At 71.5% G+C, this 13,443-nt stretch carries 15 protein-coding genes; 7 read left to right on the top strand and 8 right to left on the bottom strand.

Translation table 11 applies throughout. From position 1 onward, the window contains the following. Positions 1–200 precede the first annotated feature (200 nt). Positions 201–1,076, bottom strand: coding sequence for a helix-turn-helix domain-containing protein (locus tag ACP4J0_RS03115; RefSeq protein WP_426597050.1), 876 nt, complete (start codon positions 1,074–1,076; stop codon positions 201–203). Between the two features lie 172 nt (positions 1,077–1,248). Between ACP4J0_RS03115 and ACP4J0_RS03110 the strand changes: the two genes are divergently transcribed. Both ACP4J0_RS03110 and ACP4J0_RS03105 read left to right on the top strand, forming a co-directional pair. Next, positions 1,249–2,289 (top strand): NAD(P)-dependent alcohol dehydrogenase, encoded by a 1,041-nt coding sequence (locus ACP4J0_RS03110; RefSeq protein WP_426597049.1) that lies wholly within the window; start codon positions 1,249–1,251, stop codon positions 2,287–2,289. 263 nt (positions 2,290–2,552) lie between these two features. Then, positions 2,553–3,152, top strand: a complete 600-nt coding sequence (locus ACP4J0_RS03105) for a TetR/AcrR family transcriptional regulator (RefSeq protein WP_426597048.1) — start codon at positions 2,553–2,555, stop codon at positions 3,150–3,152. A gap of 27 nt (positions 3,153–3,179) precedes the next feature. Here the strand turns inward: ACP4J0_RS03105 and ACP4J0_RS03100 are convergent, their stop codons facing one another. After that, entirely contained in the window at positions 3,180–3,845 is a 666-nt protein-coding gene (locus tag ACP4J0_RS03100) for a maleylpyruvate isomerase family mycothiol-dependent enzyme (RefSeq protein WP_426597047.1), read from the bottom strand. 328 nt (positions 3,846–4,173) lie between these two features. Here ACP4J0_RS03100 and msrA point away from each other — a divergent pair, with 328 nt between their 5' ends. After that, on the top strand, positions 4,174–4,686 hold the full coding sequence (msrA, locus tag ACP4J0_RS03095) for a peptide-methionine (S)-S-oxide reductase MsrA (RefSeq protein WP_426597046.1): 513 nt from the start codon (positions 4,174–4,176) through the stop codon (positions 4,684–4,686). A 99-nt stretch (positions 4,687–4,785) separates the two neighbouring features. On the opposite strand, the gene ACP4J0_RS03090 is transcribed toward msrA, so the two are convergent. Further along, positions 4,786–5,904, bottom strand: a complete 1,119-nt coding sequence (locus ACP4J0_RS03090) for a hypothetical protein (RefSeq protein ID WP_426597045.1) — start codon at positions 5,902–5,904, stop codon at positions 4,786–4,788. Between the two features lie 97 nt (positions 5,905–6,001). On the opposite strand from ACP4J0_RS03090, the gene ACP4J0_RS03085 reads away from it, so the two are divergent. Then, a complete protein-coding gene (locus tag ACP4J0_RS03085) occupies positions 6,002–7,159 on the top strand; it encodes a cystathionine gamma-synthase (RefSeq protein WP_426597044.1) in 1,158 nt (385 codons plus the stop codon). Between the two features lie 7 nt (positions 7,160–7,166). Here ACP4J0_RS03085 and ACP4J0_RS03080 read toward each other — a convergent pair whose 3' ends face one another. The 3 genes from ACP4J0_RS03080 to ACP4J0_RS03070 form a co-directional block, all read right to left on the bottom strand. Beyond that, positions 7,167–7,424: a hypothetical protein gene (locus ACP4J0_RS03080; protein ID WP_426597043.1), complete on the bottom strand. Its 258-nt coding sequence runs from the start codon at positions 7,422–7,424 to the stop codon at positions 7,167–7,169. A gap of 82 nt (positions 7,425–7,506) precedes the next feature. Beyond that, positions 7,507–8,043 carry a sigma factor-like helix-turn-helix DNA-binding protein gene (locus ACP4J0_RS03075; RefSeq protein ID WP_426597042.1) on the bottom strand — a complete coding sequence of 179 codons (537 nt, stop codon included), beginning with the start codon at positions 8,041–8,043 and terminating at the stop codon, positions 7,507–7,509. A gap of 111 nt (positions 8,044–8,154) precedes the next feature. Next, positions 8,155–8,661 carry a MarR family winged helix-turn-helix transcriptional regulator gene (locus tag ACP4J0_RS03070; RefSeq protein WP_426526319.1) on the bottom strand — a complete coding sequence of 169 codons (507 nt, stop codon included), beginning with the start codon at positions 8,659–8,661 and terminating at the stop codon, positions 8,155–8,157. Positions 8,662–8,827: 166 nt separating this feature from the next. On the opposite strand from ACP4J0_RS03070, the gene ilvA reads away from it, so the two are divergent. The 3 genes from ilvA (at position 8,828) to ACP4J0_RS03055 (ending at position 12,117) form a co-directional block, all read left to right on the top strand. Then, a complete protein-coding gene (ilvA, locus tag ACP4J0_RS03065) occupies positions 8,828–10,057 on the top strand; it encodes a threonine ammonia-lyase (protein WP_426526307.1) in 1,230 nt (409 codons plus the stop codon). Between the two features lie 198 nt (positions 10,058–10,255). Beyond that, positions 10,256–11,263 carry an ATP-binding cassette domain-containing protein gene (locus ACP4J0_RS03060; RefSeq protein WP_426597041.1) on the top strand — a complete coding sequence of 336 codons (1,008 nt, stop codon included), beginning with the start codon at positions 10,256–10,258 and terminating at the stop codon, positions 11,261–11,263. Beyond that, entirely contained in the window at positions 11,260–12,117 is an 858-nt protein-coding gene (locus tag ACP4J0_RS03055) for an ABC transporter permease (RefSeq protein WP_426597040.1), read from the top strand. Before ACP4J0_RS03060 ends, ACP4J0_RS03055 begins: the two co-directional genes overlap by 4 nt. Before the next feature lie 97 nt (positions 12,118–12,214). On the opposite strand, the gene greA is transcribed toward ACP4J0_RS03055, so the two are convergent. Both greA and ACP4J0_RS03045 read right to left on the bottom strand, forming a co-directional pair. Beyond that, positions 12,215–12,712, bottom strand: a complete 498-nt coding sequence (gene greA, locus ACP4J0_RS03050) for a transcription elongation factor GreA (RefSeq protein WP_055418146.1) — start codon at positions 12,710–12,712, stop codon at positions 12,215–12,217. Positions 12,713–12,893: 181 nt separating this feature from the next. Then, positions 12,894–13,292, bottom strand: coding sequence for a DUF4307 domain-containing protein (locus ACP4J0_RS03045; protein WP_426597039.1), 399 nt, complete (start codon positions 13,290–13,292; stop codon positions 12,894–12,896). Between the last annotated feature and the right edge of the window lie 151 nt (positions 13,293–13,443).

Raw genomic sequence — 13,443 nt, 5'->3', positions numbered from 1 at the left:
CCGAGCGTGCCGCAGGGGGAGCCGGCCGGACAGTCCGTCTGGACCGCTCGGCCGGACAGTTCGTCTGGATCGCTCGCCCGGACCGCTCGACCGGACCGCTCGCCCGGACCGCTCGACCGGATCGCTCGACCGGATCGCTCCACCGGATCGCGGGGCTCGCCGAGCGGTGTCGGATCACTCCGCGGATCGTGCCGCGGAGCTCACGGTGTGAGCGAGGCCGCCGCGTCCGTCCCCCAGCTCGCCAGCAGCCGCAGCGCCTCAGCCGACGGGGAGCCCGGCTCTGCGTGGTACGTGACGAAGGCCTGCTCGTCGTCGTCGACCAGGCGGAACGTCTCGAAGGACAGCGTCAGGTCACCGACCAGCGGGTGCCGCATCCGCTTGACGCCGTAGCTCTTCTCCTTGACGTCGTGCGTGGCCCACAGCCGCCGGAACTCCTCGCTCTTCACGGAGAGTTCGCCGACCAGCGCGGACAGCCGGGGATCGTCCGGGTGCCGGCCCGCGTCCATGCGCAGGAAGCTGACCATGTCGGACGCCTTCTGGTCCCAGTCCACGAACAGGTCGCGGTAGTCCGGGTTCAGGAAGACCAGCCGCGCCCAGTTCCGCTCCTCGGCCGGCAGCTTGCCCCAGTCGCCGAAGAGGGCCGCCGCCATCCGGTTCCAGGCGAGGATCTCCGAGCGCCGGCCCGACACGTACGCCGGCACGGTCTCGATCGAGTCCAGCAGCTGGAGCAGCGCCACCCGGACCGGCTGCTGAGCCCGCGCACCCGCCGACCGCCGGCGCTGCTGCTTCGGCTTCGCCAGATGCGTCAGGTGCGCCTGCTCGGCGTCGGTCAGCCGGAGCGCGCGGGCGATCGCGTCCAGGACCTCCGCCGAGACGTTCCGGCCGTTGCCCTGCTCCAGGCGTGTGTAGTACGCCACCGACACCCCGGCCAGCTGCGCCAGCTCCTCCCGGCGCAGCCCCGGCACGCGGCGGTGCCGCCCGAACGACGGCAGCCCCACGTCCTCCGGCTTCAGCCGGGCCCGCCGGGTGCGAAGGAACTCGCTCAGTTCGGCACGCCGGTCCAGCTGTCCATCCATACCCTCCAGTATCGCCGGTCGTATTCCCGGTCGTACGCCCCTGAGCCTGTCCCCGTCGGTGGTACGCACGCTGGTCGTAGGCAAAGCCGTGGTCTGGGTGGACGCCCGGATCGGAGGCAGGCTGGAGGCCATACCCACACCGCTGTCACGAGAATTCCGGAGACCCCCCGGCATGACCACTGTCGCCGCATACGCCGCACCCGCCGCCAAGGCCCCGCTGGAGCGGACCACCATCGAGCGGCGCGAGGTGCGCGAGCACGACGTCCTGATCGACATCAAGTTCGCCGGCATCTGCCACTCGGACATCCACCAGGTACAGGAAGGCTGGGGCGAGGCCATCTTCCCGATGGTCCCCGGCCACGAGATCGCCGGCATCGTCTCCGAGGTCGGCCCCGGCGTCACCAAGTACGCCGTCGGCGACCGGGTGGGCGTCGGCTGCATGGTCGACTCCTGCGGAGAGTGCGACAACTGCGAGGCCGGCCAGGAGCAGTACTGCGCCAGCGGCAACATCGGCACCTACAACGCCGTGGGCAAGGACGGGGAGCCGACCTACGGCGGCTACTCCGAGAAGATCGTCGTCGACGAGAACTTCGTCCTCGGCATCCCCGAGGGCATCGCGCTGGACGAGGCCGCGCCCCTGCTGTGCGCCGGCATCACCACGTACTCCCCGCTCCGGCACTGGAACGCCGGCCCCGGCAAGAAGGTCGCCGTCGTCGGCATGGGCGGCCTCGGCCACATGGGCGTCAAGCTCGCGCACGCCATGGGCGCCGAGGTGACCGTGCTGTCGCAGTCGCTGCGCAAGAGGGACGACGGCCTGAAGCTGGGCGCCGACCACTACTACGCCACCAGTGACCCGGCCACCTTCGAGCAGCTGGCGGGCACCTTCGACCTGATCGTCTCGACGGTCTCGGCCCCGCTCGACTTCGGCGCCTACCTGGGCCTGCTGAAGACGGACGGCGCCCTGGTGAACGTCGGCGCCCCCGAGGAGCCGGTCTCCCTCAACCTGTTCACGCTGCTCGGCGGCCGCAAGACCCTCGCCGGGTCCATGATCGGCGGCATCCGGGAGACCCAGGAGATGCTGGACTTCTGCGCCGAGCACGGCATCGGCGCGGAGATCGAGCTGATCGCCGCGTCCGAGGTCAACAAGGCGTACGAGCGGGTCCTGGCGAGCGACGTGCGGTACCGCTTCGTGATCGACACGGCGACGATCTGAGCCGTCCCCTCGGCTGTCGCACGGTCGCGACGCCCCGGGCCCTACCGCCGTGGACACACACGGCGGACGCCCGGACGGGCAGGAACCAGGAGACAGGAACCTGCCCGTCCGGGCGCCAGGACCCGGCGCTCCCGCCCCATGTCGATGCGAAGCTTGGTGACGGCTCCGGGCTCTGGCATCATGGCGGTCAAATGGAACCGTGTCCCGCTTGAGGATATGGGACAGCGTCCCGTTTGGCAATCGCGGGTGACGGAGGAAACGACGTGGTGCAGGAGCAGGACGGCGACGAGGCCACGGCGCACGCGGCCCGGCCCCGGCGGGCGGACGCCCGGCGCAACCAGAAGACCCTGCTGGACGCGGCCGCCGCGGTCTTCGTCGAGTCGGGCGTCGAGGCGCCGGTACGCGACATCGCGGCCCGGGCCGGCGTCGGAACGGCCACGATCTACCGCCACTTCCCGACGCGGGCGGACCTCATCATCGGCGTCTACCGGCACCAGGTGGAGTCCTGCGCCGAGGCCGGCCCGGCGCTCCTGGCGAGCAGTCCGACCCCGTACGCCGCACTGGGCGGGTGGATCGACCTCTTCGTCGACTTCCTGGTCACCAAGCACGGACTCGCCGCCGTCCTGCAGTCCGACAACGCCGGCTTCGAGACGCTGCACGCGTACTTCCTCGACCGCCTCGTGCCCGTGTGCACCCAGCTCCTCGACGCCGCGACCGCCTCCGGCGAGATCCGGTCCGACCTGTCCGCCTACGAGCTCATGCGCGGCGTCGGCAACCTCTGCATCGGCGCGGAGAACGATCCCCGCTACGACGCGCGCCGCCTGGTCGGGCTCCTCGTCGCGGGGCTGCGCCGGCCGGAATGACCCGGGGCCGCACGGCGCGACCTCGCGTCACCCCGTCCCGCAGCGGCTGCGGAGGAGTTCCACACCGTCGCCCTCGAGGTCGTCGCAGTACGTCGCGCGCCCGGTCATGGCCATCACCAGCGCCAGCGTGGGCCCGGACACGAGAGGCCCGGAGCCGGTCGTGAACGGGCCGTCGTCCGCGACGAGCCGCAGGCCGCCTATGCGTCCCTTGGCGACGACCACGAGGTCCGTGCCCCGGTAGTACTCGGCCACCTGCGTGACGACCTCGATCGGACGGTCGCGGTGGATGCCCAGCGGGCGCCGGATGTCCTCCCCGTGCACGATCGTCTCGCCCAGCATGGCGATGGCGGGCAGGGGAGGCTTGGTCGTGCTCGGGACGACGCGCCGGAAACGTTCGAGGGTTTCGCCCGGGGTCGCGCCGAGGTGCTCGGACAGCCGCATGGCCACCTGCTTGTCGAAGTCGAACCGGCAGCGGATCACACCCGCCAGCCAGCGCACGGTGGTGAGACTGGCGCCCGCGGTCAGGTGCGCCAGCACCTGCCGTACCGTCAAACCGGTGCACAACGACGGCACGGCCCACCGCTCGTCCGCCAGATCCGCGAGATCCGCCGCCAGTGCCGCTCGCTCGGTGTGGATCGAGGGCCAGACCTCAGTGGCGCGGTTCCGGTCTGTCGTCGGTTCCGGATCAGTCACGGGGATGGTCTCCTGTCGATGGCCGTGGTCCGCGTCGTCCCGGTCGGAACGGACGGGATGGACGGGATGGACGCCCGGCAGGGGCGCCCCCGGGCAAGACTCCTGCTCCGGAGCAAAGTCATCGCCCGTGCGTGATCTTTTCTCCGGCACCCGGAATCTTCTTCCCGGCACCCGAGCCCGGAGCGCACGCCCACCGGGTGCGGGCGGCTCGGGCACGTACGGAATCGGCCGGGACCCTCGCGCGTTGAGCAGGGAGAGGGTGTGGACGCCGATGGTGTGCGAGCCGAGTAGCCCGAGTGACCGAGCTGACAGATATGGGAGGGCCGCAATGGCTACGCAGACGCAGAGGGCCGTACTGGCGGGCGGATGCTTCTGGGGGATGGAGGAGCTGATCCGCGGGCTCCCGGGGGTCACGGCGACCCGGGTCGGATACACCGGGGGTGACGTGCCGAACGCGACGTACCGGGACCACGGCACGCACGCGGAGGCCATCGAGATCCTCTTCGACCCCGAGGAGACCGACTTCCGCGCGATCCTGGAGTTCTTCTTCCAGATCCACGACCCGAGCACCAAGAACCGCCAGGGCAACGACATCGGCCTCAGCTACCGCTCGGCGATCTACTACGTGGACGACGAGCAGAAGCGGATCGCCGAGGACACGATCGCGGACGTGGACGCCTCCGGGCTGTGGCCGGGCAAGGTCGTCACCGAGGTGGAGCCGGTCGGCCCCTTCTGGGAGGCCGAGCCCGAGCACCAGGACTACCTGCAGCGCTACCCCGAGGGCTACACCTGCCACTTCCCGCGCCCGGGATGGCGACTGCCCGCGCGCACCGAGGGCTGACCGCCCGCCCCCGAGGGCTCCCCGCGCGCGCCGAGGGCCGACCGCGAGACGGCGGCCCGGCGGGATTCCGCCGGGCCGCCTGGGCGGAGGGCCGGGCCGTCAGCGCGGCAGCGTCGCCGGGCTGCCGCCGTTCGCCTCGTACCCCGCCACGGCCAGGGCGCGGTAGACGGCGAACTCCGCCGCCGGGTCGGCGGACAGGGTCCAGGGCAGGGCGCCGACGTGACCGTCGATGAGTATCAGCTGGTTCATGGCCTCGGCCCAGCGCTCGCCGCGGACCAGGAAGAAGACCAGCAGGTGGCGGACGTGCGCCTGCATCGGGTCGTCGGGGCGGGCCGAGTGGACGGCGTGCAGGGCGCCGTGCACCGCCTTGGCGACGACCTCGCTCTGGTAGAAGCCGCTGACCAGGTTGACCTCGGGCAGGTGCTCGAAGACCGCGAAGAGCGGCATCGCCGCGAGGAGGGAGCCCTGCGGGGCGCGGGCCGCCGCCGCCTCCGCGAAGGAGTACGCCAGGTCGCGGGAGCCGTGCCACTTCTCGCACCAGTAGTGCAGGGCCGCCAGGTGCGCGCCCATGTGGTTCGGGGCACGGTCGAGGATCTTCAGCCAGAGCTGTTCGAAGTCCTCGCGCGGGTAGCCGAGACCGCGGGCCACCGAGAGCTCGACGATGTACGGGACCGGGTCACCGGGGGCGAGCAGCGCCGCCTCCGCGCAGGCCGCCTTCGCCTCCTCCATGATGATCCGGAAGTCGTCCGTGCCCGGCGTCGCCGTCCGCCACGCCTGCTGCACCAGGAACTCGGCGTGCACGGCCGCGCCGCCCGCGTCCTTGGGCGCCTCCGCCCGCCACACCCGCAGCCACTGCCCGCCCGGCGCTTCCCCGACGCCGCCGGGCCGCTGCGCCAGCTCCAGCGACGCGGCGCCCGCGAAGGCCTGCACGCGCTGCCAGCGCCGCTCGCCCGCCGCCTCCGTGCCGGCCAGGAGCTGCTGGGCTCCCCGGTAGTCCTGCGTGCGCTGCACCAGGTCGAGGACGTCGAGCAGGTCCTGGTCGGGGCCGGGCATGCGGATGTCCAGCTCCTCCTCGCGGGCGAAGCCGTAGTTCGCGGGGTCCGCCGCGTCCGGGTGGCCGGCGGGTACCAGGCCGACCGCGCTCCGTCGGCGCCGCAGAACGGGAAGCAGCACGAAGGCCAGCATGACCAGTGCTATCAGGACCCAGAGAATCTCCATGTCTCAAGCGAACCAGACGGCGCCGACAATTGGCCAACCTGTGCCGCGGTCCTGTGGAAAACGCGCGGAGTCGTCCGCGCCGCTACCCTCGGTGCTCATGAGCGACAGGCACATCAGTCAGCACTTCGAGACGCTCGCGATTCACGCGGGCAACACCGCCGACCCCCTGACGGGCGCGGTGGTCCCGCCGATCTACCAGGTGTCGACGTACAAGCAGGACGGCGTCGGCGGACTGCGCGGCGGTTACGAGTACAGCCGCAGCGCCAACCCGACCCGTACGGCCCTGGAGGAGAACCTCGCCGCCCTGGAGGGCGGCCGTCGCGGCCTCGCGTTCGCGTCCGGACTGGCGGCCGAGGACTGCCTGTTGCGTACGCTGCTGCGCCCCGGCGACCACGTGGTGATCCCGAACGACGCGTACGGCGGCACCTTCCGGCTCTTCGCCAAGGTCGCCACCCGGTGGGGCGTGGAGTGGTCCGTGGCCGACACCAGCGACCCCGCCGCCGTGCGGGCCGCGCTGACGCCGAAGACCAGGGCCGTGTGGGTGGAGACGCCCTCCAACCCGCTGCTCGGCATCACCGACATCGCCGCCGTCGCCCAGGTCGCCCGGGACGCCGGCGCCCGGCTCGTCGTCGACAACACCTTCGCCACGCCGTACCTCCAGCAGCCGCTGGCGCTCGGCGCCGACGTCGTCGTGCACTCCCTGACCAAGTACATGGGCGGTCACTCGGACGTCGTCGGCGGCGCGCTGATCGTGAACGACCAGGAGCTGGGGGAGGAGCTGGCGTTCCACCAGAACGCGATGGGCGCGGTCGCCGGGCCCTTCGACTCCTGGCTGGTGCTGCGCGGCACCAAGACGCTCGCCGTGCGCATGGACCGGCACAGCGAGAACGCCGGCAAGGTCGCCGAGATGCTCTCCCGGCACGCGCGCGTGACGGACGTGCTGTACCCGGGCCTCCCGGAGCACCCGGGGCACGAGGTCGCCGCCAAGCAGATGAAGGCGTTCGGCGGCATGGTGTCGTTCCGCGTGGCGGGCGGCGAGGAGGCCGCCGTCGAGGTCTGCAACCGCGCGAAGGTGTTCACGCTCGGTGAGTCCCTGGGCGGCGTCGAGTCGCTGATCGAGCACCCCGGCCGGATGACGCACGCCTCCGCCGCCGGTTCGGCCCTGGAGGTGCCCGCCGACCTGGTGCGTCTGTCGGTCGGCATCGAGAACGTCGACGACCTGCTCGCGGACCTCCAGCAGGCCCTGGGCCAGTAGGAAGGGCTCACCAGCCGTCCCAGCCCGTCACGGGTGGGGTCGTCTCCGACGGCGGCTCCACCCAGGGCTGGACGGTCACCGCCCACACCGTGAACGCCACCGCCGCGGCGCACAGCACCAGCCACATCAGGCGGCGGGCGGCGGTCCTGCGCCGCAGCATGCGACCGCCGCGGCGCACCGCGTCCGCGTACATCTCGGGCGGCACCCGGGGCGGCGACTGCTCCATGATCCGCCGAACGGCGGCCTCTCGCTGGGGGCGGTTCACCGGCGTCCCCCGGTGCGCCACGCGCGCGTGCCGGTCGCCGTGCCGGTCGTCGTGCCGGTCGTCGTGCCGGACGCCGTGCCCGTCATGGTGTCGCCGCCTTCGTCTTCGCCGTCTTCGCCGTCTTCGTCTTCGCGGCCGCCGGCGGGCCGGCCGGCCCCGAGGGCGGGTGCAGAAGGGTGGCCGTCGCCCGGTCGCAGATCGTCCGTACGCGTTCCACGGGCAGGCCCAGCAGGGCTGCGGCCTGCTCCTCGGCGACCCCCTCGTACAGCCTGAGCACCAGGATCAGGCGTTCCTGCGGGGCGAGCCCGCCCAGGGTGCCGACGGGGCGCCGACGGGCCCGGCCGAGGCCGCCGCCGTACCGGTGCCAGGCCTCGCGGGCGAAGCGGGTGGCCAGGTACTGCCGGGCCCGGTCGTACGGGTCCTCCCCGTGCAGCCGGTCCCAGTACGCGTACGTGTGGGCGAGGGACAGGCCCAGCAGGCGTCGCGCGCGCGGGTTGTCGCCCGCCGGTTCGGCCGTGAGCAGGGTGGCGGCATGCAGCAGCCGGCCTGCCGCGCCCGCGACGAACGCCTCGAACTCCCGGTCCCGGCGGGCACTCTGGGACGCTTGCCGTTCTCGCACCGCGCCTCCCGACCGGACGGCGACGACCCCTGAGGTCTCATATCAGGCCAGGGGCGGCCCGCCGGTCAAGAGTGCGGTGCGAACCGCCCGGGAAAGCCGGTGGGAGGCGGCTCAGGAGGCCGACGGCGACTCCGGCCCCGCCGCGCCGGGCGGGGCCATACGGGCGGACAGGGCCCCGTTGAAGCGCGTGAGGAGCGTGCAGAACGCCTCGCGCTCCTCCGGTGCCCAGTCGTGGGTCAGTTCGGCCATGAGCTGACGCCGGGAGGAGCGGACCTCCTCCAGCCGCGACTCGCCGCGCGGGGAGAGCTGGAGCACGACCGCGCGTCCGTCCTCCGGGTGCGAGGTCCGCTTCACGAGCCCGGTGTCGACGAGCGGGGCCACCTGCCGGGTGACCGTCGAGGAATCGATGCCCATGCTCGCGGCGAGCGCCTTCACGCCCATCGGGCCCTCTTTGTCGAGGCGGTTGAGGAGCAGGTAGGCGGCGCGGTCCATGGAGTTGCGCACCTGCCCGACACCGCCGAGCCGGGTCTGTTCGGCACGACGGGCGAAGAGCGCCACCTCGTGCTGGAGCGTCTCGAGAAGACCGGTGTCACCGGCAGTCGTCATGTCCATCGACATTTCAGGTGCTGTGGGCATGGCCGGGGGCTCACTTCGTGGAGGGCTGCTGATTGGGGGACAGGGTACGCGGCCGGGCGGCGAGGCGTGCCGGCGCTGCGCAAAGCGGGCGGGTCTCGGAGGTTGGTCACAACGGCCCCCGGCGCCCGCGAACTGCGATGCTGGAGACATGAGCTACAGCACGGCCGCCCTTGTCGGACCCGTCACTCTCGACGACGTGCGCGGAGCCCAGAAGATGCTCTCGGGTGTGGCGCGGGTGACGGCGATGGAGGGCAGTAGGCACCTGTCCCAGCTGGTCGGCGCGCCGGTGCACCTCAAGTGCGAGAACCTCCAGCGGACGGGTTCGTTCAAGCTGCGCGGCGCCTACGTCCGTATCGCCGGGCTGCTGCCCGAGCAGCGGGCCGCCGGTGTGGTCGCGGCCAGCGCGGGCAACCACGCGCAGGGCGTGGCGCTGGCGTCGTCGCTGCTCGGGGTGCGTTCGACGGTGTTCATGCCGAAGGGCGCCCCGCTGCCCAAGATCAGCGCGACCCGCGACTACGGCGCGGAGGTGCGGCTGCACGGCCAGGTGGTCGACGAGACGCTGGCCGCGGCGCAGGAGTACGCGGAGCGGACCGGCGCGGTGTTCATCCACCCCTTCGACCACCCCGACATCATCGCGGGGCAGGGCACGGTCGGGCTGGAGATCCTGGAGCAGTGCCCCGAGGTGCGGACCGTCGTGGTCGGCATCGGCGGGGGAGGGCTGGTGGCCGGGATCGCGGTCGCGGTGAAGGCGCTGCGGCCGGACGTGCGCATCGTGGGCGTGCAGGCCGAGGGCGCTGCGGCGTACCCGCCCTCGCTGGCCGCGGGCCGCCCGGTGGCCGTGGAGAATCCGTCGACGATGGCCGACGGCATCAAGGTGGGACGGCCCGGTGACGTGCCGTTCGGGATCGTCGGCGACCTGGTGGACGAGGTCCGCACGGTCTCCGAGGACGAGCTGTCCACCGCGCTGCTGCTGTGCCTGGAGCGGGCCAAGCTGGTCGTCGAGCCGGCCGGGGCGAGTCCGGTGGCGGCACTGCTGAGCGAGCCCGGCGCCTTCGCGGGGCCGGTGGTGGCGGTGCTGTCCGGCGGCAACGTGGACCCGGTGCTGATGCAGGGCGTGCTGCGGCACGGCATGGCCGCGCAGGGCCGCTACCTGGCGGTCCGGCTGCGCCTGACGGACCGGCCCGGTGCCCTCGCCACACTGCTCGGGGTGCTGTCGGTGGTGGACGCCAACGTCCTCGACGTGAGCCACGTCCGGACCGATCCGCGGCTCGGGCTCACGGAGGCCGAGGTCGAGCTGCACCTGGAGACGAAGGGGCCGGAGCACTGTGCCGAGGTCGGCCGGGCGCTGCGGGAGGCGGGGTACCCCGTCATCGGCTGACCGCCGTCGGGCTCACCGTCGCAGGCTGACCAGCATCACCTGATCCGCCATCGCCACCGCCACCGCGTCACTCGTTCGGGTAACCGCATTGTGGAACGCGATACATCGCGTTACTGTGTGTCGTAAATCGCTCGCTGAGCGGAGCGAAACGTACAAACCTAGGCTTTCCGAAGTATCCCCGAAGACGTGGAGACCCATATGCCAGGCGCCATCTATGCCGAAGGCCTGGTGAAGACCTTCGGTGACGTAAGGGCTCTGGACGGCGTCGACCTCGACGTTCCCGAGGGCACGGTCCTGGGCCTGCTCGGGCCGAACGGCGCGGGCAAGACGACCGCCGTCCGCTGCCTCACGACCCTGCTGCGCCCCGACAGCGGCAAAGCGGTCGTCGCGGGCATCGACGTGCTCAGGCAGCCCAACGAGGTGCGGCGGTCGATCGGCCTCTCCGGCCAGTTCGCCGCCGTCGACGAATACCTGACCGGCCGGGAGAACCTCCAGATGGTCGGCCAGCTCTACCAGATGAGGGCCAGGGCCGCGAAGGCCCGGGCCGGCGAGCTGCTCGAGCAGTTCCACCTCGCGGACGCCGCCGACCGCCCGACGAAGACCTACTCGGGAGGCATGCGCCGCCGGCTCGACCTGGCGGCCGCCCTGGTCGTCTCCCCGCCCGTCATGTTCATGGACGAACCGACGACCGGCCTCGACCCGCGCAACCGGCAGGAGCTGTGGGAGGTCATCAAACAGCTGGTCGCCGGCGGCACGACCCTGCTGCTGACCACGCAGTACCTGGAGGAGGCCGACCACCTCGCGCACGACATCGCGGTCGTCGACCACGGCCGCGTCATCGCCCGGGGCACCTCCGACCAGCTCAAGGCCCGCACCGGTGGAGAGCGCGTCGAGGTCGTGGTCCACGAACGCGACCACATGAGGGAGGCCGCCGAGGTGCTCGCCGGGTTCGGCAAGGGGCCGACCACCGTGGAGGAGCACACCCGCAAGCTGACCGTCCCCGTCACCGGCGGTGCGAAGCTGCTCGCCGAGGTCATCCGCGAACTCGACACCCGCGGCATCGAGATCGACGACATCGGCCTGCGCCGCCCCACTCTCGACGACGTCTTCCTCTCCCTCACCGGCCACATGGCCGAGGCCGAGGCCGAGGCGAACGGCCGGGCGGCGGGCGCCGGCCACCAGCAGGAGAAGGAGGAGGCCAAGTGAGCGCCGACACCGATGCCACGCGGGTCGCGGCGCCCGCCAACCCCGTGGGCCAGTCCCTCCGCGACTCCCTGGTCATCGCCCGCAGGAACCTGATCCGGATGACCAGGATTCCCGAGATGGTCCTGTTCGGGGTCATCCAGCCGGTGATGTTCGTGGTCCTCTTCACCTACGTCTTCGGCGGCTCGATGAAGATCGGGAACACCACCGACCCGGACGTCTACAAGGCCTTCCTGATGGCGGGCATCTTCGCGCAGACCGTCACGTTCGCCACCGCGGGATCGGCGGCCGGTATCGCCGACGACATGCAGAAGGGGCTCGTCGACCGCTTCCGTTCCCTGCCGATGGCCCGCGGTGCGGTGCTGACCGGCCGCACCGTCGCCGATCTCGCGCAGACGGCCATCACGCTGCTCGTCCTCGCGATCGTCGCGCTGATCGTGGGCTGGCGCACCGGCTCCGCGGAACCGACCAACACCGGGAAGATCCTGGCCGGCTTCGGCCTGCTGCTTCTCCTGGGATACGCCTTCACCTGGATCGGTGCGCTGATCGGCCTCTCCGTGCGCACCCCGGAGGCGGCGACCTCCGGCGGGATCATCTGGCTGTTCCCGGTGACGTTCGTCTCGAACGCCTTCGTGGACTCCAGCCAGATGACCCCGTGGCTCCGGCACATCGCCGAGTGGAACCCGTTCAGCGCCACGGTGCAGGCCTGCCGCGAGCTGTTCGGCAACCCGGGCGTCGTGCAGTCCGACGCCTGGCCCATGCAGCATCCCGTCTGGGCCTCGGTGATCTGGTCCGTCCTGATCATCGTGGTCTTCCGGACCCTGGCGGTGCGCAAGTACCGCTCAGCCGCCACATGACGACGCGGCCCCCGGCGTCACCGGGATTCACCGGGACGCCGGGGGCTCGTCGACAACAGGCGGCCGGGTGCACCACCGGCCGGGGGAGGGAGCCTGGTCAGCCGTTGTAGGGCTCGGCCTTGAGGATCTTCACGGAAGCCGGCTTGCCGTTGGGCAGCTCGTACTGCGCGTCCTCGCCGACCTTGTGGCCCATGACGCCCGAGCCCAGCGGCGACTGCGGAGAGTACGTCTCGATGTCCGAGCTCGCGTACTCGCGCGAGGCGAGCAGGAAGGTCAGCGTGTCGTCCTCGTCACCGTCGAAGGCGATCGTGACGACCATGCCGGGCGCCACCGCGCCGTCCGCGGCCGGAGCCTCACCGACCTTGGCACTCTCGAGCAGCTGGGTCAGCTGGCGCACGCGGAGCTCCTGCTTGCCCTGCTCCTCCTTCGCCGCGTGGTACCCGCCGTTCTCACGCAGGTCCCCCTCCTCACGGGCCGCGGCGATCTTGGCAGAGATCTCGGTGCGCGCAGGACCAGTAAGGTATTCAAGCTCCTCCTTGAGCTTGTTGTACGCCTCCTGGGTCAGCCAGGTGACGTTCTCGCTGGTCTGGGTCACGGGTGCTCCTCGTTGGTGCTGGGAATACAAATCAACGCCCTACCCAGAAGGATGTTCCTTCACGGAAGGGCGAAACCACGAGCCTAACAATTCAGGGGCCAAAGGGGGAGGACATAAGCCACCAGATTCATGTCCTCGCAGGTCAGCACGGACGTTTTCGCGCCGACGGGGCTTCGCGAAGTCAGTCGGCGTGGCAGCCGAGCAGCTCGGCCGTCGTACCCGGGGCCTTCGTGCGCAGGGTGACGACCTCGTCGATGCGCGTGGAGTCGCCGCCGAAGCGGAAGTCCGCCCGGCCCACCTCGTCGCCGTCCTCCGCCTGGGAGCGCACCGTGCAGTAGCCGACGGCACCGGCGTCCTTGCGGACCTCCAGGTGCACCTGCACCGAGTCCTCGGCGAGTTCGAACCCGATCAACTCGCCGCTGATCTTGTTCTGGCCGACGTAGTGGTAGCCGAACCAGCCGATCACCGCGAGCAGGACGGCGCCGAGCACGGCGCCGACGATCTTGAGCGTGCGGTCGGCCCGTTCGTCCGACGAGCGGCCGTACCGGCTCTCGGGCGTCTGCGTGCTCGCCGTACTCATGATCGTCCTCCCGGCAGGAGCCGCTCTTCCCGGGCTCCGGAATTATTCGCCCCCCGATTCGGTCACTATAGAAGCCTCCCACCCGTCACCCGACCGCCGCCCCTCGACGACGCCCCTGTGGGGCGGCACCTATTGGATTGCGCCGATGCAC

It is taken from the genome of Streptomyces sp. WG7, from assembly GCF_049975785.1.
In the GTDB taxonomy this organism is placed as follows: Bacteria; Actinomycetota; Actinomycetes; order Streptomycetales; family Streptomycetaceae; genus Streptomyces.
Note: the sequence above shows the minus strand (reverse complement) of the source record. Positions and strands in the feature narration are given on the sequence as shown.